General features: G+C 73.1%; 26 protein-coding genes. 11 read left to right on the top strand and 15 right to left on the bottom strand.

Annotated features, from left to right (window positions below):
* The first annotated feature begins 42 nt into the window (after positions 1–42).
* The gene (locus ACZ4D5_RS23495; RefSeq protein WP_467774340.1) at positions 43–561 is read left to right on the top strand and encodes a hypothetical protein; all 519 of its coding nucleotides are present in this window, start codon (positions 43–45) and stop codon (positions 559–561) included.
* Positions 562–593: 32 nt separating this feature from the next.
* On the opposite strand, the gene ACZ4D5_RS23490 is transcribed toward ACZ4D5_RS23495, so the two are convergent.
* The 4 genes from ACZ4D5_RS23490 to ACZ4D5_RS23475 are packed head-to-tail and all read right to left on the bottom strand — an operon-like array spanning position 594 to position 2922.
* On the bottom strand, positions 594–1178 hold the full coding sequence (locus ACZ4D5_RS23490; protein ID WP_467774339.1) for a hypothetical protein: 585 nt from the start codon (positions 1176–1178) through the stop codon (positions 594–596).
* Positions 1178–2176, bottom strand: a complete 999-nt coding sequence (locus ACZ4D5_RS23485; protein ID WP_467774338.1) for a DUF6286 domain-containing protein — start codon at positions 2174–2176, stop codon at positions 1178–1180. Before ACZ4D5_RS23485 ends, ACZ4D5_RS23490 begins: the two co-directional genes overlap by 1 nt.
* Positions 2173–2358 (bottom strand): hypothetical protein, encoded by a 186-nt coding sequence (locus ACZ4D5_RS23480; protein ID WP_467774337.1) that lies wholly within the window; start codon positions 2356–2358, stop codon positions 2173–2175. The genes ACZ4D5_RS23485 and ACZ4D5_RS23480 overlap by 4 nt, the downstream gene beginning before the upstream one ends.
* Before the next feature lie 57 nt (positions 2359–2415).
* Entirely contained in the window at positions 2416–2922 is a 507-nt protein-coding gene (locus ACZ4D5_RS23475; RefSeq protein WP_467774336.1) for an Asp23/Gls24 family envelope stress response protein, read from the bottom strand.
* Between the two features lie 220 nt (positions 2923–3142).
* Here ACZ4D5_RS23475 and ACZ4D5_RS23470 point away from each other — a divergent pair, with 220 nt between their 5' ends.
* The 3 genes from ACZ4D5_RS23470 to ACZ4D5_RS23460 are packed head-to-tail and all read left to right on the top strand — an operon-like array spanning position 3143 to position 4733.
* On the top strand, positions 3143–3730 hold the full coding sequence (locus ACZ4D5_RS23470; protein ID WP_467774335.1) for an RNA polymerase sigma factor: 588 nt from the start codon (positions 3143–3145) through the stop codon (positions 3728–3730).
* Complete coding sequence (locus ACZ4D5_RS23465; protein ID WP_467774334.1) at positions 3721–4374, top strand: Asp23/Gls24 family envelope stress response protein; 654 nt, start codon at positions 3721–3723, stop codon at positions 4372–4374. Before ACZ4D5_RS23470 ends, ACZ4D5_RS23465 begins: the two co-directional genes overlap by 10 nt.
* Positions 4371–4733, top strand: a complete 363-nt coding sequence (locus tag ACZ4D5_RS23460) for an Asp23/Gls24 family envelope stress response protein (protein WP_467774333.1) — start codon at positions 4371–4373, stop codon at positions 4731–4733. The genes ACZ4D5_RS23465 and ACZ4D5_RS23460 overlap by 4 nt, the downstream gene beginning before the upstream one ends.
* A 151-nt stretch (positions 4734–4884) precedes the next feature.
* On the opposite strand, the gene ACZ4D5_RS23455 is transcribed toward ACZ4D5_RS23460, so the two are convergent.
* Positions 4885–5655 (bottom strand): sulfite exporter TauE/SafE family protein, encoded by a 771-nt coding sequence (locus tag ACZ4D5_RS23455; RefSeq protein WP_467774332.1) that lies wholly within the window; start codon positions 5653–5655, stop codon positions 4885–4887.
* A gap of 109 nt (positions 5656–5764) precedes the next feature.
* A complete protein-coding gene (locus ACZ4D5_RS23450; protein WP_467774331.1) occupies positions 5765–6556 on the bottom strand; it encodes a GntR family transcriptional regulator in 792 nt (263 codons plus the stop codon).
* Positions 6557–7127: 571 nt separating this feature from the next.
* Here ACZ4D5_RS23450 and ACZ4D5_RS23445 point away from each other — a divergent pair.
* Both ACZ4D5_RS23445 and cobF read left to right on the top strand, forming a co-directional pair.
* Positions 7128–7712 carry a TetR/AcrR family transcriptional regulator gene (locus tag ACZ4D5_RS23445; protein ID WP_467774330.1) on the top strand — a complete coding sequence of 195 codons (585 nt, stop codon included), beginning with the start codon at positions 7128–7130 and terminating at the stop codon, positions 7710–7712.
* 48 nt (positions 7713–7760) lie between these two features.
* The gene (gene cobF, locus ACZ4D5_RS23440; RefSeq protein WP_467774481.1) at positions 7761–8615 is read left to right on the top strand and encodes a precorrin-6A synthase (deacetylating); all 855 of its coding nucleotides are present in this window, start codon (positions 7761–7763) and stop codon (positions 8613–8615) included.
* A gap of 824 nt (positions 8616–9439) precedes the next feature.
* On the opposite strand, the gene ACZ4D5_RS23435 is transcribed toward cobF, so the two are convergent.
* Positions 9440–10423 carry a LuxR family transcriptional regulator gene (locus ACZ4D5_RS23435; protein ID WP_467774329.1) on the bottom strand — a complete coding sequence of 328 codons (984 nt, stop codon included), beginning with the start codon at positions 10421–10423 and terminating at the stop codon, positions 9440–9442.
* Between the two features lie 160 nt (positions 10424–10583).
* On the opposite strand from ACZ4D5_RS23435, the gene ACZ4D5_RS23430 reads away from it, so the two are divergent.
* A complete protein-coding gene (locus ACZ4D5_RS23430) occupies positions 10584–12005 on the top strand; it encodes an aminopeptidase P family protein (protein ID WP_467774328.1) in 1422 nt (473 codons plus the stop codon).
* Between the two features lie 111 nt (positions 12006–12116).
* Here the strand turns inward: ACZ4D5_RS23430 and ACZ4D5_RS23425 are convergent, their stop codons facing one another.
* From ACZ4D5_RS23425 to ACZ4D5_RS23400, 6 genes are all read right to left on the bottom strand, one after another.
* The gene (locus tag ACZ4D5_RS23425) at positions 12117–12470 is read right to left on the bottom strand and encodes a hypothetical protein (RefSeq protein ID WP_467774327.1); all 354 of its coding nucleotides are present in this window, start codon (positions 12468–12470) and stop codon (positions 12117–12119) included.
* A 51-nt stretch (positions 12471–12521) separates the two neighbouring features.
* Positions 12522–13046 carry a hypothetical protein gene (locus tag ACZ4D5_RS23420; protein ID WP_467774326.1) on the bottom strand — a complete coding sequence of 175 codons (525 nt, stop codon included), beginning with the start codon at positions 13044–13046 and terminating at the stop codon, positions 12522–12524.
* Positions 13047–13244: 198 nt separating this feature from the next.
* Positions 13245–14345 carry a sensor histidine kinase gene (locus ACZ4D5_RS23415; protein ID WP_467774325.1) on the bottom strand — a complete coding sequence of 367 codons (1101 nt, stop codon included), beginning with the start codon at positions 14343–14345 and terminating at the stop codon, positions 13245–13247.
* Positions 14342–15040: a response regulator gene (locus ACZ4D5_RS23410; RefSeq protein WP_467774480.1), complete on the bottom strand. Its 699-nt coding sequence runs from the start codon at positions 15038–15040 to the stop codon at positions 14342–14344. The genes ACZ4D5_RS23415 and ACZ4D5_RS23410 overlap by 4 nt, the downstream gene beginning before the upstream one ends.
* A gap of 131 nt (positions 15041–15171) precedes the next feature.
* Positions 15172–16539, bottom strand: a complete 1368-nt coding sequence (locus ACZ4D5_RS23405) for a DEAD/DEAH box helicase (protein ID WP_467774324.1) — start codon at positions 16537–16539, stop codon at positions 15172–15174.
* Between the two features lie 618 nt (positions 16540–17157).
* Positions 17158–17724, bottom strand: a complete 567-nt coding sequence (locus ACZ4D5_RS23400; RefSeq protein WP_467774323.1) for a universal stress protein — start codon at positions 17722–17724, stop codon at positions 17158–17160.
* Positions 17725–18100: 376 nt separating this feature from the next.
* Here ACZ4D5_RS23400 and lysA point away from each other — a divergent pair, with 376 nt between their 5' ends.
* The 3 genes from lysA (at position 18101) to ACZ4D5_RS23385 (ending at position 20977) form a co-directional block, all read left to right on the top strand.
* Complete coding sequence (gene lysA, locus ACZ4D5_RS23395; protein ID WP_467774322.1) at positions 18101–19501, top strand: diaminopimelate decarboxylase; 1401 nt, start codon at positions 18101–18103, stop codon at positions 19499–19501.
* Between the two features lie 170 nt (positions 19502–19671).
* Positions 19672–20322 (top strand): DUF1707 SHOCT-like domain-containing protein, encoded by a 651-nt coding sequence (locus ACZ4D5_RS23390; protein WP_467774321.1) that lies wholly within the window; start codon positions 19672–19674, stop codon positions 20320–20322.
* 160 nt (positions 20323–20482) lie between these two features.
* Entirely contained in the window at positions 20483–20977 is a 495-nt protein-coding gene (locus ACZ4D5_RS23385) for a hypothetical protein (protein ID WP_467774320.1), read from the top strand.
* An 81-nt stretch (positions 20978–21058) separates the two neighbouring features.
* Here the strand turns inward: ACZ4D5_RS23385 and hemC are convergent, their stop codons facing one another.
* Positions 21059–21994 carry a hydroxymethylbilane synthase gene (gene hemC / locus ACZ4D5_RS23380; RefSeq protein ID WP_467774319.1) on the bottom strand — a complete coding sequence of 312 codons (936 nt, stop codon included), beginning with the start codon at positions 21992–21994 and terminating at the stop codon, positions 21059–21061.
* Between the two features lie 569 nt (positions 21995–22563).
* On the opposite strand from hemC, the gene ACZ4D5_RS23375 reads away from it, so the two are divergent.
* Entirely contained in the window at positions 22564–23004 is a 441-nt protein-coding gene (locus tag ACZ4D5_RS23375; protein ID WP_467774318.1) for a peptidoglycan-binding domain-containing protein, read from the top strand.
* A gap of 85 nt (positions 23005–23089) precedes the next feature.
* Here ACZ4D5_RS23375 and ACZ4D5_RS23370 read toward each other — a convergent pair whose 3' ends face one another.
* Positions 23090–24616, bottom strand: a complete 1527-nt coding sequence (locus tag ACZ4D5_RS23370) for an MFS transporter (RefSeq protein WP_467774317.1) — start codon at positions 24614–24616, stop codon at positions 23090–23092.
* Positions 24617–24644 lie beyond the last annotated feature (28 nt).

Raw genomic sequence — 24644 nt, 5'->3', positions numbered from 1 at the left:
GGGTCTGCCGGAACACCACCGAGAACCGGAGCGGGGCGGGTTGTGTCGAAGCTGTACGTCGTCACGGGCGCTCCGGGCGCCGGAAAGTCCACGCTCCTGCGGCACTTGGGGGCGTATCCGTTCGGCACCGTCGACTTCGACGAGCTGCCGGAGCCCGACGGCAGCCTGATGGGCGTCGACATCACCTCGCCCTCGGCCGCCCCCGTGTGGCCCGCCTACAACAGGCTCTGGGTGAAGATCGCGCACATGATGCTCAGGGCGGGCAGGCCGGTGCTGGTCCTGTGCCCCCTGACGCCCGGCGAATGGGCGAGCGCGGCCGCGGACACCGTGGACCCGGCGCGGGCCGCCTGGGCGCGCCTCGACTGCGCCGACGCGGACCGCCGTGCCCGCCTCGCCGCCCGTGGCCGGGCGCCCGACGAGATCGAGGAGTCGATCCGGGACGCGGCGGAGCTCCGGGCCTCGGTGGACCGGGAGTTCACCACCACGGGCCGCGGTCCTGCCGAGGCCGCCGCGGCCGTGGCCGAGTGGATCACCAGCGGTTCGGAGCGGCACACCCCGTAGCGAAACGCGCCCGGAACGTGGGCGGTTGGGCCTCAGCGGAGGCGTCGAGCCCGGTGGGTCCGGGTGGTGATGCGGACGTCCGCGGCCAGCGTGCGCGGTGCCGTCGCCGCTCGCGCCTCGGCGATGGTGCCCTGGGCGAGACGGCGCAGCACCGCCTCCGGCGAGCTGCCGGGATCCAGGACCAGCGTGATGCGGGCACGGAGCCGCCGGGGGCGCCCGAGCAGGCGTACGTGGGCGCGGGCGACGCCGTCGATCGTGCGGGCGCGGTCGGCCATGGCGGAGGCCAGGGCGGCGCCGGTCAGGGTGACGCCGGGCTGCCCCAGGGGGAGCTCGCGCAGCCGCCCCGACCTGAGCTGGAGCAGCGCCCAGGACGCCAGCAGGACGACGAGCAGGGCCAGCCCGGTGCTCACGACGGGCGGCCACCACGCGTGGGCGCGCCAGCCGCTGACCGTCTGCTGGTCGAGCCACACGCGGTCGGCGCCGATCCGGGGCCAGCCCGACGGCAGGCGGTCACGGACAAGGGCGGTCGCCGAGGCCAGAACGGCCGCCGAAAGCAGTAGGACCGCCGCCGCGCAGAGAAGAGTCGCGCGATTCACGGTGCCGCGGAGTCGGCTCATCAGGGAGTGCTCCTCTGTGCCGATTCACCGGCCCGCGGGGCCGGACCTGCGGCCGGACCGGTGCCCGGCGGAGGGTGCGCGGGGGCGCGCCACGCCGGTTCCGTGCGCAGACGGAGGCGCAGCCGCGGCGGCCGGGCCAGGCCGAGCCCGTCGGCCGCCGCCTCCGCTGCCTTCGTCACCGCCCTGCGCGCGGCATCCACATCGCCGAACTCCAGTCCGGCACGCACCCGCGCCGTGCGCCGCCCGACACGGACCTGGACCCGGCCGACGCCGACCACCTCGACCACGGCGTCGCGCATCGCGTCCGCGGCGGCCCGGCGATCCAGGGTCGCGCGCACTCCGGGCAGCGGCGGCGACATGGGCAGCCTGCGCCGGACGCCCGGTGTGACGGCGAGCACGAGAAGCCACACACCGAGAGCGAACACGGCCGCCGCCAGCGCCACGCCGGGCCACACCCCGGTGTCGGGACCGTGCGTGGAAAGCCATTCCATGAGCCGGGTGCGCCAGCGGGCGGACGGCCGCCCGGCCGCGTGCACGGCAAGGACGTCGTACAGGAACAGGCCGCAGACCGCGGCGGCGCCGAGAAGCAACACCGCGACGGGCAGGCGGCGTTGGGACCACCGGCGGCGCGCACCGGCCCGCCCTTGCGCGGGCGCCGTCCCCGCCGAGGCCCGTTCCGTGCCGAGCGGCTCCTCCTCGTCCCGCCGCGACAGCTCCCGCACGCGCACGCGCGCGGACGGCACGGCGAGTCCGGTCAGGCGGGCCGTCCGGTCGGCGACGTGCGCGCGCACCTTCTCGCCTGCGTCGTCGAGGACCGCGGGGTAGGGGAGCGACACGGTGACGTCCACCCGCGCGCGGCGGCCGCGCACGGCCGCCGCGCTCCCCGTGGTCCGGACCTCGCCGGGCGGCAGCGCCTCCGTGGCGGCGCGTTCGGCGATGCGCCGGACCGCGCGGTCGGCGATCCTGGTCGAGCCGCGCTCCGCCGCGGGCGTGCTCATCGGCGCTCCCGGTCACGGCCGGCGAGGAACCCCCGTATGTCCGTGCCGTCGTCGACGAGGCGTCCCACGACGAAGCCGACCGCGCCGAGCGCGGCGACCAGCAGGAAGGCGCCGAAGCCGCCGAACCAGCCGGCGAACCCCAGGGCCATTCCGGCGATCAGGCCTACCAGAGCTGTGCTCACCACTCACCTCACACCACAGAAGGAGACATCAGTGCCGGACCCGCGACCGGGCGGGTGCTACTCCACGCGCGTCTCGCCGCCGGACTCCGCGGTGTCGTCGTCGGGGAGGCGTACGTCGTTGACCGCGACGTTGACCTCGACGACCTCGAGGCCGGTGATGCGCTCCACCGCCGAGACGACGTTCTCGCGCACGTCGTGGGCCACGTCGGTGATGGGCACGCCGTACTCGACGACGATGTCGAGGTCGATCGCCGTCTGCCGCTCGCCGACCTCGACCTTCACGCCCCGCCCGACGTTGGGCCGCCCGCCGGGGACGCGGTCGCGGACCGCCCCGATGGTGCGCGAGAGACCGCCGCCCATGTCGTACACACCCGGGATCTCCCGCGCCGCCATCCCGGCGATCTTCACGACCACCACGTCGGCGATGGACGTCTTTCCGCGGGTGGCGGCGGGCTCGGTGACCCCGGTGCCGCCGGCCAGGGTGGTGCTGCCCGGCACACCGCCGTGCGTCGCGCCGGTGTCACCGGACGTGGTCGCCTTCGAAGTGATCTCCTGCGTCGCCATACCGGCATCTCCTCGTCGTCAGAGGTCTGTCGTCGTCCGCTCGCCGTCGCGAGCGCTCCGTGCGGGTGCCCCGGCCCCGCACTTGTCCGACACCGGCATCCGGCCTTCGTTACGCGCTTCGGAGGAATTTCCTCGGCCGACGGGTACCGTGCCCGCGCCGCGTAACGCGGGCGGCCTTCCAGGTGTCGTACGAGAAGGACCTGAGCGAGAGGAGCCGCGTGTGCCCGGGGACCGGGACAGAGCGCCGGGAGAAGCGGACGAGTCCGTGCGGCGCGACGACGGATTGCTGGCGGTGCGAGCCGCGGAAGGCGACGAAGAGGCCTTCGAGACGCTCGTGCGCCGCCATGCGCCGGGACTGCTGCGGCTCGCGACGAGGCTGCTGGGGAGTCGGACGGAGGCTGAGGACGCGGTGCAGGAATCCTTCGTGAGCGCCTGGCGCAAGATGCCGGAGTTCCGCGGGGACGCGCAGTTCGGCACGTGGATGCACCGGATCGTCACGAACCGGTGCCTGAACGTGCTGCGCTCACGTCGGCCCGCCGTCGACCTGGAGGGGGTGCCCGAGCCGCAGGCCCCCGAGCACGCGGTGTCTCCCGCCAGGGTGGCCGAGGCGCACGCCGCGGTGGCGGACCTGACCAAGGCGATGGAGGGACTGTCCCCGGAGCAGCGCGTGTGCTGGGTGCTGCGGGAGTTGAACGGCCTGCCCTACGAATCCATCGCGGAGACCGTCGGCATCAGCCCGGAGGCGGTACGGGGCCGGGTCTTCCGGGCACGGCGTTATCTCACGGAGGCGATGTCCGCATGGCGGTGAACGAGGGGAACGGAGCGGATGGCCTGCCCCAGGAGGAGCAGGCGCAGGACGAACTGCTGCCCTGCGGACGCGAGTTGTGGAGTGTGTGGGAGCACTGGGAAGCAGGCGAGGCCGATGCGCACGCCGACACGTGCCCGCACTGCGCCGAGGCCCTGAGCAGGCTGCGGAGCCTGGAGGACGCGGTCTCCGCCGTCCGCGAGGCGGAACCACGGGAACCGGAGCCGGACGCTTCCGGGCTCGTCGGCCGCGTCATGGACATAGTGCGCCTCGAACTGAGGCCTGGCCGGACGCTTCCGCTGGGCGAGGAGGACGAGGACGCCTGGGTCGTGGAGGCCGCGGCGGCGAGAACCGTCCGCGCCGCCGCCGAGTCCTTGACGGGCGTACGGGCGGGCAGCTGCCGCATCGAGAGCCGTCCCCGTGACGGTTCCGCGCCTTCCGGCGCGGGACACCGGCCGCGGGACCCGGTGCGCATCCGCGTGGCCGTGGAAGTCGGCCTCACCTGGAATCTCCAGGAGGTCGCGGAGAAGGTCCGGCAGCGGGTCCTCGCGGCCGTGGACGCCGAGCTGGGCATGCGGGTCGCGACCGTCGACGTGACGATCGCCGACATCATCGACGACGACAGCATGGAGGTGAGGCAGCCGTGACGGACCACATCGCCTCCGGTGACCTGATCGACGCCATCGGCGACGCGGTGCTCGCCACACCCGGCGTGGCCCTGCTCCGCCCGGGCATCGCCGAGCTCCTGCGTGCCGCGAACCCGCTGACGAAGGCGTGGGGGCGGCCCGCCGACACCGGCGGCGCCGCACGCTCCTCAGGAGTGCGGATCACGCGGGGCAGCGGTGCCGAGGGGTGGCAGGTCGACGTCCAAGTCGTCCTGCACCGCGACTGCCAGGCCGCTGCGGTCACCCGTGAGATCCGCGCGACGGTCGCCACGACCTTGCGGAAACTCACGGGCGATCCGACGCCGCCCAGGGTCTCGGTGACGGTGACCGGGCGGGTGTGAGGCGCCCCGAGACGTCTGTGACGCTCGACGGCTGATCTACCGATCTGCCGGGCCGACGGCCGCTGAGCCGTGTGCCGCCCCTCGGTCGGGCGGTGGCCGCCGCGGGGCGTCGGCCGTGGCCTGCGTACGCGCCCCGCCTCGCCCCGCCGCCTCAGCCGTGGAGTGCCAGGTACGGCGCGATGAGGAGCAGCGCGCCGACGAGCGCGTACCTGAGTCGTTCGGCCGGGACCGCGTGGGCGATGTGCCAGCCGATGAGCACTCCGATCAGTTCCGGGACGCCGACGACTGCCGCGAGTGTCCAGTCGACCGAGCCGTTGAACGCGTACGCGACCGTGCCCACTCCCGCGATCACCACGGACTGCGCCTGCGCCGCGCCGAGGGCTGGGAGGAGCGGCATTCCGCACGCCACGAGCAGCGGGACGCCGAGCAGAGGCCCGCCGAGCCCGAACAGTCCCGCCGCCACCGCCACGGAGGCGCCCACGGCCACGGCCCGCGCCGTCGGGAGCGGGGCCGGTGCCTTCGTGGGGCCTTCGCGGCGCTCCCGCAGCAGCACCAGGACACCCGTCACGGCGACGGCGCAGGCCAGCAGCACCCCGAACGCCCGCCCTGAGACACGGGTGTTGAGCAGTACGCCCAGCGGAGTCGCGACGAGCGCGGCCGCGGCAAGGAGGGCGGCCACGCGTCGGGTGGCCGGGTCCTTGAGCTGCCCGGAGCGCGTGTAGGCGGCGGTGCCGAGGGCGCCGGTCGCGACGTGGGTGGCGATCGCGGTGCCGCCGACGACCGGCGGCGCGAGGCCGGTCAGCAGGAACATCCCGATGGTGGGCAGCACCCCGCCAGGGCCGACCGCGGTGATGCCGATGCCTCCGGCGAGCCCGAAGAGGGCGAGCAGAGCGAGGGTGAGGACGTCGAGTCCCGCGGGCATGGCGCAGCCTCCGAGAGGTGATGGTGGGTCAACAGGTGTGCCGAACAGGGGGGTTGGGGTGGGCGGTACACGTGGATCGGGGCAGGGGCGCCCTGCCCCGGCAGGTGTGTCAGGCGTTGCCTGCCCCGTCGCGGTGCAGCCGGGCCCGTAGCGCGAGGCGGTCCGCGCGCACGCGGAGCGTCTCGGCGTCCACGGGCCTGCCGTCGGCCAGCGTGGTCAGGCGGTCGATGGCGAAGAGCGGGGCCCCTTCGGCGATGCCCAGGAGGTGGGCGGTGTCCGGTTCGGCCGTGACGGCGTGGACGGTCACATCTGCCGCGCCCAGCCGGCTGCCGGTGGTCTCCTCGATCAGGTCGAACACGTCGCGGCCCGCCAAGTCGCAGGCGAGCAGCGGCCGTCCGATGTCCGGCGCCAGCCACGTCGTGTCCAGGGACAGCGGCCTGCCGTCCAGGCGGCGCAGCCGCTCCACGTACACGGCGGGGCTGCCGTCGGGCAGGGCGAGCCGCTCCGTGATCACCTGGGGCGCGTGTGCCACGACGCGCGCGGCGCGCACCTCGTTGGTGAGGGTGCCGTATCCGGTCAGGGTCTCGGCGAGTCCGGTGAGCCGGTGCAGACCGTGCCCGAACTTGGGTGTCGTGACGAGGGTGCCGATGCCCCGACGGCGGATGATCAGGCCCTCGTCCCGCAGCAGCCCGAGGGCTTCGCGGACCACGTTGCGCGTGGCGCCGAAGGACCGGACGAGGACGCGCTCGTCGGGCAGCACGCCGTCGGCGAAGGCGCCCGCGGTGATCCGTTGGCGCAGGACGTCGGCGACCTGCCGGGCCCGCTCGGCGCGCGGGCGAGGCCGGGGGCGGGCGGCTCGGGCAGGGCGGTCCGCCGGGCCCGCTCCGCTCTCCTCGCTCATGGCCGACACTCCTCCCTCACTCCTCCCTCCACGGGGCCGCACGGATCCTCACGCCCCTCGGAAGCTACTCCAGAGCCGCGCCGGACGGTGTTTCGCCGGAGTTACGCCACCTGTCGTGACCTGTGGACTCTTCTGATCAGGGGTTTCACGCGGCGTGCACCGGGTTGCGCCGGGCGCGGGCGGGCAGGGCCCCGGTCACGCCGGGGCCCGACCTTCGCGTACGCCGCCATGGAAGCCCGCCGTGCCGTCTGGAGGGGGAGTGGCCGGGTGTGCCCGACGGGTGAGGTGAGACGGCTCGCCGGGAGGGGGGAGCTCCAGGGAGCGTGCTGCCTCACTCGTCGGGCGCTTCCCGGTGGTGGCCTGGGCGGTCGGGCTCTCCCGCAGCCGCCGCCCCGCCGGACACTGCTCTACACCGGGAGCCTGTGATGGTGCGTGTGTGGGACTGGGGGTGCCGCCGTTCTCCGGGTGGACAAGGGGTGTTGCCCGTACAAGAAAGACCGGTCTGTCTCTGGCGGTGCATCCTCACGATGGCAGCGGACGACAACCCTGTCCAGGAATATTCTGGACGGTTATGGACAAGAACCACCGGCGGACGGCACGTCAGCTTCCTGCACGCGAACGCATACTGACCGCTGCTTATGAGCTCTTCGCACGACGCGGTATCCGTGACGTCGGAATCGAGGAGGTCATCGTGCGTTCAGGGGTGGCGAAGGCGACCCTCTACCGGCACTTTCGGTCCAAGGACGAGCTGGCCCTCGCGTTCCTCGCGCGCCGCGAGCAGACGTGGACGCTGGGAATGGTCATGGCGGGGGCGCGGCAGCGGGGACGGACGCCGGAGGAGCAACTGCTCGCCATCTTCGACGTGTTCGACGAGTGGTTCCACGGCGAGGACTTCGACGCCTGCACGTTCGTCAACGTCCTGCTGGAGATGCGTTCGGATCATCCACTGGGGCGGGCGAGCATCGCGTATCTGGAGAACATCCGCTCCTGCGTACGCGCCATGGCCGAGGAGGCGGGCCTGCGCGACGCCGACTCGTTCGCCCGCTCCTGGCACATCCTGATGAAGGGATCGATCATCTCGGCGGCCGAAGGGGACATCGACGCGGCCCGCCGAGCGCAGGCGATGGCCCGGACGTTGATCGCCGAGTACCGCTGACCGAGACTGCACTCCATGAGCACGCAGTCCATGAGCACGCAGTCCTCCATGAGTACGCAGGCCACGACCACGAAGTGCACGGCCACGCACTCCATAGGCCCTGAACACCGCACGATTCTCGTCATCGGCATCGGAGCGGGGGATCCGGACCATCTGACCCTCGGCGCCGTGAAGGCCATGCGCCGTGCCGATGTCTTCTTCGTCGTCGGCAAGGGGGCCGACAAGTCCGCCCTGACGGACCTGCGCCACCGCATGCTGGACGAGCACGCGCGGGCGCCGTACCGCGTCGTGGAGGTCGAGGACCCGAGCCGGGCCCGCGGGCCCATGGACCGCGCCGACTACACCTCCACCGTCCAGGACTGGCGGGCCCGCCGCGCGGACCTCTTCGAGGGGCTGATGCGCGACGAGATGACGGCAGGCGAGACGGGGGCGTTCCTCGTGTGGGGCGACCCGTCGCTGTACGACAGCACCCTCGGGATCCTCTCCGACATCGAGGCGCGCGGCTCCGTCACCGCGACCGTCGAGGTCGTCCCCGGGATCACCAGCGTCTCGACGCTGGCCGCACGGCACCGCATTCCGCTGAACCAGGTCGGCCGTCCGGTGCACATCACTCCGGCCCGCCGTCTGCCCGAGGTGGGTCAGAACGACGACGGGGACATCGTCGTCATGCTGGACGCGCACGAGTCGTTCACGCAGTTCGAGGGGGACGACGTCTGGATCTACTGGGGCGCCTACCTGGGGACCCCCGACGAGCTGCTGGTCGCGGGTCCCCTGCGGGAAGTCTCCGACCGTATCCGTCAGTTGAGGGCGGAGGCGCGGACGCGGCACGGCTGGATCATGGACACGTATCTGCTGCGGATCATGGATCAGGGGGTCGGCGGGGCCCAGGTGAAAGGAGGCTGACCTCGCGCCACCTGCCCAAGTGGCGCAAACCCGTCCCGGCGCGGGGTGCGCTCTTCAACTCGGCGGCCCACGCTGCATATGCTCCCCGCAGGGGGAGTTGGATCACTTGCCGATGCGCCTGGCCCCCGCGCAGCGGTCGCTCGACCCGTACCACCGCATCTGTCGTGCGGGCTGCGGGAGTTCAGGCGGCCGGGGCCGTGCGACACGCCGACACGCGGCCCCGGCTTCCGCCCTCGTGGCCGGCGGCCGGGATGGTTCCCGCGGACCGGCCGCCGCCGGGGGCGGTTGCGCGCTGGTGCCAGGGAGGGGAGCCGGGCACCCTCGCGCCCGGACGCGGTCGCCGTCGGCGCGGGCAGAGCCCCCGACGGCGACCGCTCTGTGGTCCGGGAACAGGGCGGATGCTCAACGCGGTCGCCGCTGAAGGGCGGGCCCTGGCCAGTGGCGACCGCATCGGCGCACGGGGCTGCCGCGGCTCCCCTGCGCGGGGGACCCCGTGTCACTCGTCCTCACCAGCTCCGGAGCACGCGGGAGTTCGCCCCGGTCGTGGAACAGGCCGGGAGGACGAAGGGCCGGAGCCGTGCTGCCTGTGGTGCGGCTCCGGCCCGTCCGGACGGCCCTGGAATACGCATGGCCCTGGGATGTGCCCGGGCCCGGGGGCACGGGGCCGAACGAACGACGCGTACATCCTCGGCCGACAAGGGCCGGGACAAGGGCCGGTGCGACAACGGGTGTTCTGCCGGTCAGCGTAGGAGTGCGCCGGCTCGCGCGGGATCCCTCAAACGAGTCTGAGTACCACGGAGGCAGGCACGCCAGGCCCCACCCGATCAAAGCCAGCCATTGCGCTGCGCCTGCAGAGCCATCTGGAAGCGGTTCGCCGCGCCCAGGCGGGCCATCAGGACCTGGAGGCGGCGGAAGAGCGTGCGGCGGCTGATGCCCAGTTCGCGGGCGATGACGTCGTCGTTCGCGCCGCCCGCGAGGAGCCACAGCAGGCGTCGGTCCCCGGGCGGCAGACCGCCGGGGCGGGTGGTGCCGCCGTGGAGCGGCAGGGCGTTGTGCCACGACTGCTCGAACAGCGCGATGAGCGCGGAGAGCAGGCCGCACGGCTGCACGACCAGCATCGTGTTGTGCACGTCGGCCTCCTTGATGGACAGGGACACCAGCGCGTACGCCTCGTCGATGATCACGAGCTTGACCGGCACGGACGGCAGCACCCTGGCCTGTTCACCGGCGTTGACGACCGGCTCGATGGCGTCGCGGAGACGGCCCGGGTGCTCCAGCGACTCCCGTGAGTACACGACGCGCTGCGTCACCCCGCGGGCGAGCGTGGCCAGCGCGTCGTCCGTGGCGCCGGGCAGGATGACGTACGGCGGTGACTCCAGCTGCCGGATCTGCTCGCGGGCGCTCGCCCACGCCTGACGGATCCTGGGGCCGACGGCCTCGCCGGTCACGACCTCGACGAGATCGTCGTTGTACGCGGCGAGCCGCTGACGCCGGAACGACTCGAACGCGCCCCCGACGGCGATGCGTGCCTCCTCCACTTCGGCCGCCCGGTGCCGCGCGAGGATCTCCAGGCCCGCGGTGGGCGGCACCGGAGCCACCACGTCCCCGCCGTCCTCGGCGGCGCCGGCCAGACCGGCGTCGACCAGCGCGCCGTACGCGGTGGCGAGCTCCGCGCCGTCGAGGCCCGCCGCCGGGCCCATCGCGCTCAGGGGGGCGGGCGCCAGGTCGAGCAGGGCCAGATAGACCCGGGCCGCCGCGGGGGCGAGCCCCAGGAACCGCAGGGCCTCGCCGAGTTTCGCGTTCGTCATGGTCGGCATTATCGACGGCGCGGGGCGGGGCCTTTGGCCGATCAGTGCCACTGACACTTCCTGGCCCCATGCGGGTGCTGCCGGGGATAGTTTCCGGAAGCCGCCCACGACCGACGGCGGCGAAAGCACCCGCGCAGGTACCCAGAGGAAGGTGTACGCCGTGGCGAAAGGCCGGAAGAACGGTCTCTACGCAGGGATCTCCGATGAACTGTCCGCGCTCATGCGGACCGGGTGGGCCGACACCGAGCGGCACGACCTGACCCTCGACGAGCAGGCACCGCACGCGGCCCGGCGCCGCGCCGCGCTCTCCGCGCGCTTCCCGGGCGAGCGCCTCGTGATCCCCTCGGGAAACCTCAAGGTCCGCTCGAACGACGACACCTACCCGTTCCGGCCGTACTCGGGCTATGTGCACATGACCGGGGACCAGGCCCGTGACGGCGCGCTCGTGCTCGAACCGCTGGCCGACGGCGGCCACGAGGCGTACTGCTACCAGCTGCCGCGCGACAGCAGGGACGACGACGAGTTCTGGACCGGCCCCCACGCGGAGCTCTGGATGGGCCGGCGCCGCTCGCTCGCCGAGTCGGAGCGCGTGCTCGGGCTCGCCTGCCGCGACGTCCGCACGGCCGCCGCCGACCTGGCCGCCTCGGTCTCCGCGTCCGGTGCGCCCACCCGGATCGTCCGCGGCGTCGACCCGGCCCTGGAGGCCGCCGTCGCCACCGACGAGGAGCGCGACGCCGAACTGGAGGAGGCCCTCAGCGACCTCCGCCTGGTCAAGGACGACTGGGAGATCGGGGAGTTGCGCAAGGCCGTGGACTCCACGGTGCGCGGATTCACCGATGTGATCAGCGAGCTCTCCGGGGCCGTCGCCTCGTCCGAGCGGTGGATCGAGGGCACGTTCTTCCGCCGTGCGCGCCTGGAGGGCAACGCCGTCGGCTACGGCTCGATCTGCGCTGCGGGCGAGCACGCCACGATCATGCACTGGACGGACAACGACGGTCCCGTGCGCCCCGGGGACCTGCTCCTGCTCGACGCCGGCGTGGAGACGCGCAGCCTCTACACCGCCGACGTCACCCGCACCCTGCCGATCAGCGGCACCTTCACGCCCCTGCAGCGCACGGTGTACGACGCGGTGTACGAGGCACAGCAGGCGGGCTTCGCCGCCGTCAAGCCGGGCGCCGCGTACAGCGACTTCCACGAGGCGGCCCAGCGCCACCTGGCGGCCCGCCTCGTCGAGTGGGGCTTCATCGAGGGACCGGCCGAGCGTGCCTACGAACTCGGTCTGCAGCGCCGCTTCACCATGGCGGGCACCGGCCACATGCTGGGCCTGGACGTCCACGACTGCGCGCGGGCCAGGAACGAGGGATACGTGGACGGCGTCCTTGAGCCGGGCATGTGCCTGACCGTCGAGCCCGGCCTGTACTTCCAGCCCGACGACCTCACGGTGCCCGAGGAGTGGCGCGGCATCGGCGTCCGCATCGAGGACGACCTGCTCGTCACCGCCGACGGCCACGAGAACCTGTCGGCGGGGCTGCCGCGGTCCGCGGACGAGGTCGAGGCGTGGATGGCCCGGTTCGCGGGCTGAGCACGACTGCCCGAGTGGCGGCGGCTCATGCCTGTGTCCCGGCCCAAGTGAGGGGCCGGGACACAGGGGCACCGGGTACGGGGCTCAGCACCCCGGGTGAGACACGGGAGCTCAGCGGCCCAGGTGCTTGATCTTCTCGAACGGATAACCCGCGACGACCACCACGATCAGTCCGTAGACCGCGACGGCGATCAGCCCGCCGGTGCCGATGGTCCGCCCGTCGCCGGCGAACAGGACGTTGCCGACCGGGATCAGCGGGGCGAGGCTGAGGATCGCCGCCCCCGTGCACCAGTGCGCGACCAGGCGGTTGGCCTTCTCGCGCAGCACGGGGTCGCGCTTGACCTCATCCGGCACTTCGTAGCCGACGCCGCGGTCGCAGACCTCCCCGCGGTGGCCGACGCGGGCGGCCAGCAGGGTGACCACGGACAGCAGGACGAAGCAGCAGAGGATGAAGACGTACGCCATGAGTGAGCGGGCCCCGAATGCCTAGCGGATGTACTTGGTCGTACTCAGTGTCTAGCGGATGTACTTGATGATGAAGGCGGCCACCATGGAGACGGCCTTGTTCTTGACCCAGCCGGGCAGGAACTTCCAGACGACGCCGCCGATCTCGCCGCCGAGGCAGCCGACGATGGCGTTCTTGACGTAGGTGCCCTTGCCGGAGAACTTGCCGTCGGCGACGTCGCTCAGCACCGACGTGGGGATGCTGGCGACGGCGCCCTTGGCACACCAGGCGGCGGCACCGATGGCCACGGCGGCGATGGGGAACGCCCGCGGACGGATCTCGCCGTCTTCGCCGCCCCCGCTCATGGCGTTGTTGAGCTCCGCCATGGCCTCGGGACCCATGCCGTCCTCGATGAACCGCAGCTGCTCGGCGGTGATCTCGGGGATCTCCTCCGAGGCCGAGGCCGAGGCGGCGCGGGTCTCGGCGGCGTGGGCGGCCAGGGCCGGGGCGGCGCCCGCGAACAGGGCGCCCGCGGTGAGCGCGGCCACGCCCACCAGCGAGGCACGGCGGATCATGGGGCGCTGCTGTGTCGACATCACGTGGGTTCTCCCCCTGCCGCTCCGTGGTACGGGCGGCGTCGTCTCGGTTCTCGCGGCGGTCCTGTGGCGGACCGCCGCCGGGTGGCCGACGCCGCAGGTCGCGGGCGTTCCGGCCGGGGACCATGCTGTCCTCGGCACCCGGTCGGCCGGTACCGTCCACCGGCCCCCTCCAGGTGGAGGGGAAGGGGCGGGAGTTCACAGCGGCAGCTCGGCGCGGACGGTGAAGCCGCCGTCCGCGGTGGGGTGCGCGGCGACGCGACCGCCGACGAGGGCGGCGCGCTCGCGCAGTCCGGTGAGCCCGTGGCCGCCGGCCGGCAGGACGGGCGCGGGCAGGTCGGTCCCGGGCGGTCCGTTGTTGATCTCCACCACGAGCAGGTCCTGCCCCTCCGGCGCCAGGACGGACACCTGGACCGGCGCCCCGGGGGCGTGCTTGCGTACGTTGTTGAGCGCCTCCTGCACGATGCGGAAGGCGGCCGCCTCCAGCGCGGGGTCCCAACTGGCGCCCGGCGCCACGGCGATGTGCACGCCGACGTCGAGGAGGCTCTCGGCGGTGAGCCCGTGCAGATCCGTCAGACGGGTCCTGCTGACCGCGGCCGCCGCCGCGGGGTCGGCGCCGCGCAGCACGCCGACCATGTTCCGCAGCTCCTCCAGCGCCCGCACGCTGTGCTCGCGCACGACGTCGATGTCCGCCCGCCGCTCGCTGTCGCGTTCGGTGGCGCTGAGAGCGCCGGACTGGACGGCGATGATGCCGACGTGGTGCGAGACGGTGTCGTGCATGTCGCGGGCGAGGCGGGCGCGTTCGCGGGTCACCGCGCGCTGGGACTCCAGCCACTGCTCGCGGTGCTGGGTGGCCGCCAGGTCCGCGAGGCGGTGTCGGAGCTCGTCGCGGGTCCTCACGAGCAGCCCGAGCACGATCGGGCCGAGGGTGAGCAGCCCGGCCCCCTCGACCATCGTGAGGACCTCGGGCCGGGAGTGGTCCAGGAGCGCGCCCGGCGGCCAGGGCACCAGCGCGGCGACGAACAGCGGCACGCCGCAGCCCCAGAGCACCCGGGGCGAGGCTCGGCAGGCCACCACGAACATGGCGAGGACGGCGGGCAGCCACAGGTACTCGGTGACGGTGGCGGGCAGCGTCACGGCCAGGGTGCTCAGCGGGAACCGGTGGCGCATCGGCAGCGCGAGCAGCGCCGTCGAGCAGACGGTGAGGCCCAGGGCGTCGAAGGTCCCGGCGACGGTGAGCAGTTCGGCGCAGGCCAGCAGCGCGACCCCGCGCTCGGCGGTGCGGCGGTCGACCCTCATCGTCTCGCGGCGCCGCCGACGACGACCGGGTCCGCGGGCACCAGGCCGAGCCGGTGCGCGTGCACGGCGGCCTGGACGCGGTTGGCGACCCCGAACTTCACCAGGAGGGCGCTGACGTGGTCCTTGACCGTGGTGGTGCCGATGAAGAGCCGCTGCCCGATCTCGGTGTTGGAGAGCCCTTCGGCGACCAGCGCGAGCACGTCGCGTTCACGGTCGGTGAGCTCGGGTCCCGTCGGCTCGGGCCCGGACAGCGGCGTACGAGGGGGAGGGGATCCCGCGTCCCGCGCCGCGGAATCCGCGTAGTGACGCACGACCGTCCGCGCGAGCCGGGGCGCCAGCACGCTGCCGCCGCGGGCCAACTCCTTGACCGCGTACTCCAGTTGGGCCGGTGGGGTGTCCTTGAGCAGAAAGCCCGTGGCGCCGCCGCGCAGTGCGGCGTCCAGGTGCTCCTCGGCGTCGAACGTGGTGAGCAGGGCGACGGCGGGCGGTGTGGCGAGCGACCGCAGATCGGCGAGGACCGTCAGGCCGTCCCGGTCGGGCATCCGCAGGTCGAGCAGCACCACGTCCGGCCGGTGCCGCACGGCCTGCTCGGCGGCCTCGGGACCGGAGCACACCGCGACCACGTCGAGACCGTCGAAGGTCTCCAGAATGCGCCGCAGTCCCTCCCTCACCAGAATCTCGTCGTCCACCACCATCACGCGTACGGCAGATCCGCTCACTTCGGTCGGCCCCCCATCGAACCCGGACAAGACGCCCCAGCATAACCGCACGTTTTTACGTGCTCTTTAGGCTGGGTCGGGGGGGCGAGGAGGCGGTGGGCGGACCGTCAGCCGCCGCGGCGGGTCCGGGCCGCCTTGCGGGCCTCGGCGAGCTTGCGCGCCTCGGCGGACTTGCGGGACTTGCCGCCGGCGCCGCGGGAGGCGTCCTTGCTGGTGCCGATGCCGCGGAAGGGGGCGTTGTGGTTCTTGGCCTTGGCCGTGGCGGGCGCGCCGTCGAGCGGGGTGCCGGACGGCGCCTTGGCCCCGGTGATCCGGCTCAGCTCCGCCTCGCCCGAGCGCACCTTGGTGACGGTCGGCTCGACGCCCGCCTCGGCCATCAGCTCGGCCGTCGCGCGGCGCTGGCCCGACAGCACCAACGTGACGACGCGGCCGGACGCACCGGCTCGGGCGGTGCGGCCCGCGCGGTGCAGATAGTTCTTGGGGTCGGTGGGCGGGTCGACGTTCACCACGAGGTCGAGGTCGTCCACGTGCAGGCCGCGGGCCGCCACCTCGGTGGCCACCAGCGCCGTGATCGCGCCGCTCCTGAACTGCGCCAGGGTCCGGGTCCGCTGCGGCTGGGCCTTGCCGCTGTGCAGGGCGGCGGCGTGCACCCCGTGGGCCCGCAGGTGCCGGGTGAGCTGGTCGACGGCGTGCTTGGTGTCCAGGAACAGCAGGACGCGGCCGTCGCGCGCGGCGATCTCCGTCGTGACGGCGTACCGGTCGGGGCCGTGGACGACCAGCACGTGGTGGTCCATCGTCGTGACCGCGCCCGCGGACGGGTCGACCTCGTGCACGGCGGGGTCCTGGAGGTAGCGCCGGACGATACCGTCGACGTCGCGGTCCAGGGTGGCCGAGAACAGCAGGCGCTGACCCTCGGGACGCACCTGGTCGAGCACCTCGGTGACCTGCGGCAGGAAGCCCAGGTCGCACATCTGGTCGGCCTCGTCCAGGACGGTGATCCGCACCCGCCCCAGACGGCAGGCCTTGCGGTCGACGAGGTCGTGCAGCCGTCCCGGCGTGGCCACGACGACCTCGGCGCCGTCGCGCAGCGCGGCGACCTGCCGGCCGATCGACATGCCGCCGACGACGGTGGCGACGCGCAGCCGCAGCGCTTCCGCGTACGGGGTGAGGGTGTCGGTGACCTGCTGGGCCAGCTCCCGGGTGGGCGCGAGGATCAGGGCGAGCGGCTGCTTCGGCTCCGCGCGCCGCCCCGCCGTCCGCGCGAGCAGCGGCAGGCCGAAGGCGAGCGTCTTGCCGGATCCGGTGCGCCCGCGCCCCAGGACGTCCCGGCCCGCGAGGGCGCTCGGCAGCGTGGCGGCCTGGATCGGGAAGGGCTCCCGCACGCCCCGCTCGGTCAGGGTGCGCAGCAGCGCGGGCGGCAGATCCAGTGCGGCGAAGCCGTCTCGGGGGGTGCTGGTGGGGTCCGGGTGGGCCATGGCGAGCCTTCCGTAGGGGACGTACCGAGGAAGGCCCGGCAGGATGACGTGGCGGTCGGGCGACGGACGCGGAGGAGCCGGGGGCGTCATCACGGGCCGTCGACCGTGCAAACGACTGAGGCTAACACGGAGTGACAGCCTCGCTCCTGGTCAGCGGCACTCCTGTTCACTCCCATCGCCGCCACCGCGCGGCCGGCCTCGGCGGGCTAGGGTGATCGTCATGCGATGGGGGGATCAACCGGTGTTCGTCCGGTGCGCCGCCGTGGTGTTCGTGACCGGATTCCTGGAAGGCGCGGGAGCGCACGGGTTCTTCCTCGTGCAGGGAGGCTGGGACGCCTACGGCTACGCACCGCTGCCGGTCCAACTGCTCTTCCACGCGCTCCTGGTACTCGATCCGCTCGTCGCACTCCTGATCGTCCGAGGCCGCCCCGGCGGGCCGCTGCTCGCCGCGGCGGTCATGCTCGCGGACATGACCGGCAACTGGATCGTCGCCTGGGACGCGGTCGTGGCGCGACCCACCACGTTCCTCCGTCCCGTGGGGCTCTTGCCGATCACGCTCTTCGGCCTCTTCGTCCTGTGCGCGGCGCTCCCGCTGCACCGGGCGCTGGCAGGGTGCTCTCAGGCGGCGGGCGGAGCCGTCTCCTCGGCGAAGCGCCGGGTGTCCAGGCGCAGCCGCCACATGTTCCGGCGGTGCGCGGCCGCGAGGTCGGCCTCCAGCGGGGACGGCGGGACGGCGAGGACCGGACAGTCGGAGTGGGCGAGGCAGTAGCGGCTCACCGACGGGTGCAGCGCGCGGTGCAGGTGGCCGCGGTGCCCGGCGCCGACGACCAGGAGGTCGTCCTCCCGGTCGGCGGTCTCCACCAGGGCTCGGCCCGGCGTGCCCCGTGCCAGCAGGGCGTTCAGAGGGATGCCCGGGCCGTCGGGGAACACCTCGCGGAGCGTGGTGAGCAGTGTGGTGCGGGCGAGGTTCTCCCAGTCCGTGGCGGCGTGGGGCGCGGCCGGGGCCCGGCGCGCGGCGAGTTCGCCGCCGGGCGGCTGCCAGGCCAGTACCGCCCAGAGTTCGGCCCGCCGGTGGCGGGCTTCGGCGGCGGCCCGGCACAGGGCCGCGCGGCTTCCCGGTGACCCGCTCACCCCGACCACGACACGGACGACACGCGCCGCTGGCGCCGCGTCGGAACCGGACATCGCCTCCCCGTCCGTCAACTGCCGCCTCCGGATGCCCCTTCGGCGGTTCTCGTCACATGGAAAAGACCGCAGGCCGAACAGCCCAAGCGCCGTGCGGCTGTGAGATCGCCCCATCCCACTCCCGCGGGCCCGGATGCGGCCAGCCCCCACGCCACTTCTTGGCGCACCCCTGACACCGGCCACCCCGCCTTCACCGAGGCCCCGTCACCATCGCGTCAGCGTCGCCGTGATCCGCGTCAGCGTCCCGTCAGGACGGTACGGGGGGCCGGGGCCTGCGGGCATAGCGTCCTCGGCAGGCCCCCGGTCGCCGGTCCCGTGACCGGCGCCCCGGCTCACCGTCGAGCACCACCGCATCAGTTGACCACCGAGGTGTCCCATGGCAGAACTTCCCGCCCGGCAGGCCCCGTTCGCGCACGCCGACCAGTTGCTCCGCGCCCCGTCCGGCGCGCGGTCGGCGTCCGGCGCCGCCACGGCCACCGCAGAGGACCTCTCGGTGTGGCCCGCCTCCACCGGCGAGCCACGCCCCGGCGACCTGACCGTCGGCGGAGTGGCGCTCTCCGAGGTCGCGGGCCTCTACGGCACTCCGGTGTACGTCCTCGACGAGGGCGAGGTCCGCCGCCGCTGCCGCACGTACCGGGACGCCTTCCCGGAGGCCGAGATCCACTACGCCGCCAAGGCGTTCCTGTGCCGGGCCATGGCCCACTGGGTGGAGGAGGAGGGCCTCGGCCTCGACGTCTGCTCCGCCGGGGAGCTGGAACTCGCGGTCGCCGCCGGGTTCCCGCCCGAGAAGATCGTCCTGCACGGCAACGTCAAGACACCGCACGACCTGAGGCAGGCACTGGCGTACGGCGTCGGCCGCATCGTCATCGACAGCCCCTCCGAGATCGCGAGGATCGCCGCAGCGGTCGGCCCCGAAGGGCGCCAGAAGGTGATGGTCCGTGTGGTGCCCGGGATCAGCGCGGGCGGCCACGAGAAGATCCGCACCGGCACCGAGGACCAGAAGTTCGGCCTGTCCGTCTCCGACGGCTACGCCCAGCACGCCATCGCCCGCATCCTCGACCAGCCGCAGCTCGAACTGACCGGCCTGCACTGCCACTTGGGCTCGCAGATCACCGACGTGGAGCCGTATCTCGCGGCCGTGTACCGCATGGTGGACCTGATGGCCCGCCTGCGCGAGCAACACGGTGTGGTTCTGGAGGAGTTGGACCTAGGGGGCGGCCACGGCATCGCCTATCTCCCCGGCGAGCGGACCATGGACCTCACCCGCCTCGCCCGCACGGTCCGCGCCGAACTGACCGAGGCGTGCGCGGAGGCCGGGCTCACCGTGCCGCGCCTGATCATCGAACCGGGCCGGGCGATCGCCGGACCCGCCGGGGTCGCGCTCTACCGGGTCGTGTCCGTCAAGCACACGGGCGGCCGCACCTTCGTCGCCGTCGACGGCGGCATGAGCGACAACCCCAGGCCCGCGTTGTACGGGGTGCGCTACGCGCCCCGTCTCGTCGGCCGGCGCGGCAGCGGGACCCCGGCTCCGGTGACGGTCGTGGGACGGCACTGCGAGGCCGGTGACGTGGTGGCCGCGGACGTCCGACTCCCCGACGACGTACGCCCGGGCGACCTGATCGCCGTGCCCGTGGCCGGTGCCTACCACCTGTCGATGGCCTCCGGGTACAACCTGGTGGGCCGCCCGCCGGTGGCCGCCGTGCGCGACGGGCGCGCCCGTCTCCTCGTCCGCCGCGAATCCATGGAGGACATCCGCAGCCGGGACGTGGGCCTGTAGGGCCGCACGCGCCCTTCCCCCGAATCCCTCCCGCCCCCGCTCGAACCCCTGCTGCTCGAAGCCGACTTGGCCCGCAATCATGTCGCGATATAGCGTTAGTCCTCCAGTCGCGCGGTCGGCTGCGTCAGCCGTATCGCGCGAAGGTGTTCCAACGGGACGAGGACGGAAGCATGTCAGGAGAGATCTCGCCCACCGGGAAGCACTCCGGCCCCGGCTCGTCGCCCGGCCTGCGGGCCTCCCACGCCGACCGGGACGGGGTGGTGGAGATACTGCGTGTCGCGGCGGGGGACGGCCTGCTGACCCCGGACGAGTTGGACGAACGCCTGGAGGTCGCCCTGTCGGCGCGGACCCTCGGCGAACTGGCCCCGCTCACCGCCGACCTGCCGCCCGCCTCCGCCCCTGCCGGCGTGGACCTCGCGGCGGTCAAGGACGTGGTCCGGATCGAGCGGAAGTTCGGCGCGGTCGAACGCACGGGGCGCTGGGTGGTGCCGCGCAGGCTGGAGCTCGCGCTGCAGTGGTGCGAGGTGACGCTCGACTTCACCCAGGCGGTGATCGCGCAGGACACGCTGCGGATCGACCTGGACATGCAGGGCAAGAACCTGACCCTGATCACCGGACCGGGCATCGCGGTCGACATCGACGCCCTGGTCATGGAGCACAGCAAGGTGAGAATGCGGCAGACCCCGGACTCCGGCGAGCCGGTCGTCCTGCGCGTGGAACTGGTCGGCACGAAGAGCTTCGGCCGCGTCGTGGTGCGGCCCCCACGCCCGTCGCTGGGCCAACGGTTTCTGCGCAAGTCCAGGTCTCTGCCTGCCGGTTGAGGGGGCGCGGTGGTCCGGCCGAGGGTGACATCGCGCGGGCCTTCCACCTGGTCGCCCCGCGAACCTCCGCGCCCACCAAGCAGTCGCCCTCACCAGTGACGGTCTCGCCGCTACGACGAGCCGGCTGTGTCCCGGGACCTGTCGTCCTAGAGTCCGAAGCATGGATGCAACGACCGCGGTGCGGCTGATCGTTGGGGGAACTCTGCTCGGTGTGTTCGTGGGCGTCGCCGTGACGCTCGCGGTGCAGCGGCGGATGTCGGCTCCCACGGCGGCCTCGGGGGACCAGGGCGGCAGGGACTCGGTGCGGGACGCCATCACCGAGTTCCACGGGGCGATGCGCGAGTTGGAGCGGTTGGCGGCCACGGTCGGGACGCCGCAGCGGCTCGCCACCGTGCTGAAATCCGAGCTCTGGCGGACCGGAACCGCCCTGCGCTTCGCCGCGACCGACGGCGCGCGCACTCCCGAGCAGGTGTGCAAGGGCGCCGAGGCGTACGCGGACGCCGTGCACGCCTACGTGCTGGCCAACTACGAGCGCCGCTCGGACGGGAGCAAGGAGCGAATGGCGAAGGCGACCCGGGACATGCGGCGGAGCCGCCAGGAATTCACGGACCTGGCCCTGGGGCGGCGGGAATCCGACGGAAGCATCGGTCCGTAGACACAGCTGCCCCGTGCCGCGAGGGCCGTCGGATAGGGGTGCCCCTCTCCCACTCCTTTCCGACTCTCTCGGGAACGACGGTCAGTGCGCGATACCGTCGATCAACTCGCGTGCCCCCTGGCGCAGCAGGGCGACGGCCACCGACGTGCCGAGCGTCGCCGGGTCGAGCGGGCCCGCCCACTCGTGCGCGTTGAGCACCGTCTTGCCGTCGGGCGTGAACACGCAGGCGCGCAGCGACAGGTCACCACTGCGCTCCGAACGCGCGTACCCGGCGATCGGCGAGTTGCAGTGTCCCTGGAGTACGTGCAGGAACATGCGCTCGGCCGTCGCCTCCCGCCAAGCGTCCTTGTCGCCGAGCCCCGTCACCGCGTCGATGGTCGTGGTGTCGTCCTCGCGGCACTGCAGCGCGAGGATCCCCGCGCCGATCGGCGGGCACATCGTCTCCACCGACAGGACCTCGCTGGCCAGGTCGGGACGGCCGATGCGCTCCAGGCCCGACTGGGCGAGCAGCAGCGCGTCGGCGTCGCCCGCGGCGAGCTTCTGGAGCCGGCGGCCCGCGTTGCCGCGCATCGGGACGCACTGCAACTCCGGGTGGGAGGCGGCGAGTTGGGCCACGCGGCGGACCGAGGACGTGCCGATGCGGGTGCCCGCGGGCAGCTCGTCCAGGGTGAGCCCGCCCGGGTGGATGAGCGCGTCACGGATGTCGTCCCGCTTGAGGAACGCGGCGAACGTGGTGCCCGCGGGCAGCGGCCGGTCCGCGGGGACGTCCTTGACGCAGTGCACCGCGAGGTCCGCCTCGCCGGCGAGCAGCGCGGCGTCGACCTCCTTGGTGAAGGCCCCCTTGCCGCCGAGCGCCGCCAGATCGCCCATCCAGCGGTCCCCGGAGGTGGTGACCGGCACGACCTCGGTGCGGATGCCGGGATGCAGCGCGGCGAGTTCCGTGCGTACGCGTTCCACCTGGGCCAGAGCCATGGGGGAGGAGCGGGAGACGATGCGGATGAGCTCAGGAACGGACATGCGGTACACGATAAGGGCTGCGCAGGGGTGCCCCGGACAGGCGTCCAACTGATCAAAAGCACGATCGACACGGTGAGTTGACGCGCGGTGGGCGGTGGAGGGGCGGCGCCCGCGGTGTCCCCCCTGGACACGGCCGCGTACGCCGTGTCACCCTCCCGCGCCGCCTGCGCATGCGCGCGACGCGGCCGCCTCATAGCGTGAGGTGCACGCGGCCGCGACCGAGCACCGCGCCCTCCCCCTGGGAGGCCCCATGCCCACCCCCGCCGCGCGCGTGAGACGCCCCAACAGGGGAGCGGACCTTGAATTCCGGTTTGTTGCATTCCGGTCTCTTCCATTCCGGTGTCTTTCATTCCGTATTCTGGGATACCGCGGGGGTTGTACGTCCTTCACCACTACCGCAGTGGATGGAGGCGGGCCCCAACTCCAGGTTGAGTGAATGTCAACTCAAGGGTTGATGAACTCGGATTCTCCGGGCATGTAGCTTTCTGGTCGTGCGCTTCTGCGGCCGGATTCATCAGGGATCAGGTCACTTCCGCGTGCTACGACCAACGACCTGTAGGGGGAACAAAATGCGACCGAATATTGCGGCGAGGACGCTGGTGAGCGTCATGGCCGCCGTCGGGATCGCCGCCGGTGGTATCGCGGGTGCAGGCGCCGCCTTCGCGGCGGACGCGCCGGCCGCGAAGACGACGGTCAGCACCAAGGACGTCGCGCCGAGCGCGGTGAACCAACTCGGCCTGAACACAGAGCGGGCCAAGAACTGGCAGCGCTGGCTGAAGACCAGGGGCCAGAACCCCGGCGCGATCGACGGGAAGCTGGGCACCGCCAGTTGGAAGGCCGCCCAGAGGGAGTTCGGGCTGAGGGGCGGCGACGTCGACGGGATTGTCGGACCCAAGACCATCAAGGGGCTGCAGAAGCACCTGAACTACTGGGGCGCCTACGGCCTTGCCGTCGACGGGCAGTTCGGGCCGGCGACCAAGAAGGCGTTCTGGGAATTCAACGAGTACTGAGTCGGACCGGAGCGTCTCGCGGTCTGGTCGGGCGGGTGTTGAACCGCTCGGCCGGACCGGCGACGATGTTTCTCGCCGCCGAAAGTCACTTCCCACCACGCTCCCCGGGCTCCAACGGCGGGGCGTCCACACCCAGACACGTCGTGCACTGCGGCGCGTTCCCGCGCTCGTGGTGCCAGGAGGCGGGGCTCGGCCGGACGAACACCGCCGCGGCGACGGCCGCGAGGACGAAGAGCGCCGCGCAGCCCACGGCAGCCTTGCCGAAGGCGGTGTCGAGCGCGGACGGATCCGCGTACGCCGTGCCGGACAGACCGACCGCGAGCGGAAGCCCGGCCACCACGAGCAACTGCGCGATGCGCGCGGCCGTGTTGTTGACGCCGCTGGCCAGCCCCGCGCGCCCCGCGTCCACCGAGGCGAGCACGGTCGCCGTCAGGGGCGCGACGAACAGGCTCATGCCGAGGCCGAGGACGACCACCGCGGGCAGCACCTCGGTGACGTACGCGGCGCCGGGCCGCACCCGCAGCATCAGGAGCACCCCCGCGGCCGCCACCAACGGCCCCGCGACGAGCGGCAGTCGGGGGCCCAGGCGCCGTGCCAGATCACCGGCGGACGCCGAGAGCAGCAGCATCAGGACGGTGATCGGCAGCGTCGCCGTACCCGCCTGCAGGGCGTCGTAGCCGAGCGTCGTCTGCAACTGCACCGGCAGCAGGAACAGGATGCCGCCGATGGCCGCGTACAGGCACAGCGTCATCACGTTGGCCGCGGTGAACAGCCGGGAGCGGAACAGTTCGAGGGGCAGCATCGGGTCGCGTCTGCGGTGCTCGACCACGACGAAGACGGCGCCCGCCGCGAGGCCCAGGACGCCCGGCAGGACCACTGAGGCCGTCGACGTGTCACCGGAAGCGCCGATCAGCGCGAAGCTGATGCCCGCCAGGAACAGCGCCGCGAGGCACGCGCCCGTCACGTCGAACGGCCGCTGGGCCGCCGCCTCGTCGCGGCTCTCCGGTACGTGCCGGACCGCGAACAGCACCAGCGCGGCCAGCGGCACATTGATCAGGAAGATCCACCGCCAGCCCGGCCCGTCGATGAGCCACCCGCCGAGGAAGGGGCCGATCGCCCCCGCCACACCGCCGAGCCCCGACCACGCGCCGACCGCGCGGGCCTGGTCGTCGGGACGGTACGAGGAGCGGACGAGCGCCAGCGAACCGGGCGTCAGGAGCGCGCCGCCGATGCCCTGCAGGGTGCGGGCGGCGATCAGCGTCCCGGCGTCCTGCGCGAGGCCGCACAGCGCGGACGCCGCCGCGAACCACACCACCCCGATGACCAGGGTGCGCCGCCGCCCGACGCGGTCACCGAGCGCGCCGCCGAGCAGCAGCAGCGCGGAGAGCGTGAGCATGTACGCGTTGACGACCCACTGCAGGGCACCGATGGACGCGTCGAGGTCCTTGCCCAGCGTCGGCAGGGCGACGTTGACGACGGTGCCGTCCAGCATGGCCATGCCGGACGCCAGGACCGCGCAGGCGAGGATCCAGCGCCCGCGCGCGGACGACAGCGCGACACCGCCTCCCGCGCCGGGAGCCGGAGCCGCCTCCGGGGCCTGACTCGAAGCCATCGCACCGTCCCGCCTGCCGTGCCGTCCC

It is taken from the genome of Streptomyces sp. NPDC025651 (assembly GCF_055558735.1).
Note: the sequence above shows the minus strand (reverse complement) of the source record. Positions and strands in the feature narration are given on the sequence as shown.

Bases quoted from the DNA above. Each gene is read 5' to 3' on its own strand.
- ACZ4D5_RS23490 (WP_467774339.1), bottom strand. From the start codon at position 1,178: ATGAGCCGACTCCGCGGCACCGTGAATCGCGCGACTCTTCTCTGCGCG.
- ACZ4D5_RS23485 (WP_467774338.1), bottom strand. From the start codon at position 2,176: ATGAGCACGCCCGCGGCGGAGCGCGGCTCGACCAGGATCGCCGACCGC.
- ACZ4D5_RS23475 (WP_467774336.1), bottom strand. From the start codon at position 2,922: ATGGCGACGCAGGAGATCACTTCGAAGGCGACCACGTCCGGTGACACC.
- ACZ4D5_RS23465 (WP_467774334.1), top strand. From the start codon at position 3,721: ATGGCGGTGAACGAGGGGAACGGAGCGGATGGCCTGCCCCAGGAGGAG.
- ACZ4D5_RS23455 (WP_467774332.1), bottom strand. From the start codon at position 5,655: ATGCCCGCGGGACTCGACGTCCTCACCCTCGCTCTGCTCGCCCTCTTC.
- ACZ4D5_RS23450 (WP_467774331.1), bottom strand. From the start codon at position 6,556: ATGAGCGAGGAGAGCGGAGCGGGCCCGGCGGACCGCCCTGCCCGAGCC.
- ACZ4D5_RS23445 (WP_467774330.1), top strand. From the start codon at position 7,128: ATGGACAAGAACCACCGGCGGACGGCACGTCAGCTTCCTGCACGCGAA.
- cobF (WP_467774481.1), top strand. From the start codon at position 7,761: ATGAGTACGCAGGCCACGACCACGAAGTGCACGGCCACGCACTCCATA.
- ACZ4D5_RS23435 (WP_467774329.1), bottom strand. From the start codon at position 10,423: ATGACGAACGCGAAACTCGGCGAGGCCCTGCGGTTCCTGGGGCTCGCC.
- ACZ4D5_RS23425 (WP_467774327.1), bottom strand. From the start codon at position 12,470: ATGGCGTACGTCTTCATCCTCTGCTGCTTCGTCCTGCTGTCCGTGGTC.
- ACZ4D5_RS23420 (WP_467774326.1), bottom strand. From the start codon at position 13,046: ATGTCGACACAGCAGCGCCCCATGATCCGCCGTGCCTCGCTGGTGGGC.
- ACZ4D5_RS23415 (WP_467774325.1), bottom strand. From the start codon at position 14,345: ATGAGGGTCGACCGCCGCACCGCCGAGCGCGGGGTCGCGCTGCTGGCC.
- ACZ4D5_RS23410 (WP_467774480.1), bottom strand. From the start codon at position 15,040: ATGGTGGTGGACGACGAGATTCTGGTGAGGGAGGGACTGCGGCGCATT.
- ACZ4D5_RS23405 (WP_467774324.1), bottom strand. From the start codon at position 16,539: ATGGCCCACCCGGACCCCACCAGCACCCCCCGAGACGGCTTCGCCGCA.
- ACZ4D5_RS23400 (WP_467774323.1), bottom strand. From the start codon at position 17,724: ATGTCCGGTTCCGACGCGGCGCCAGCGGCGCGTGTCGTCCGTGTCGTG.
- lysA (WP_467774322.1), top strand. From the start codon at position 18,101: ATGGCAGAACTTCCCGCCCGGCAGGCCCCGTTCGCGCACGCCGACCAG.
- ACZ4D5_RS23390 (WP_467774321.1), top strand. From the start codon at position 19,672: ATGTCAGGAGAGATCTCGCCCACCGGGAAGCACTCCGGCCCCGGCTCG.
- ACZ4D5_RS23385 (WP_467774320.1), top strand. From the start codon at position 20,483: ATGGATGCAACGACCGCGGTGCGGCTGATCGTTGGGGGAACTCTGCTC.
- hemC (WP_467774319.1), bottom strand. From the start codon at position 21,994: ATGTCCGTTCCTGAGCTCATCCGCATCGTCTCCCGCTCCTCCCCCATG.
- ACZ4D5_RS23375 (WP_467774318.1), top strand. From the start codon at position 22,564: ATGCGACCGAATATTGCGGCGAGGACGCTGGTGAGCGTCATGGCCGCC.
- ACZ4D5_RS23370 (WP_467774317.1), bottom strand. From the start codon at position 24,616: ATGGCTTCGAGTCAGGCCCCGGAGGCGGCTCCGGCTCCCGGCGCGGGA.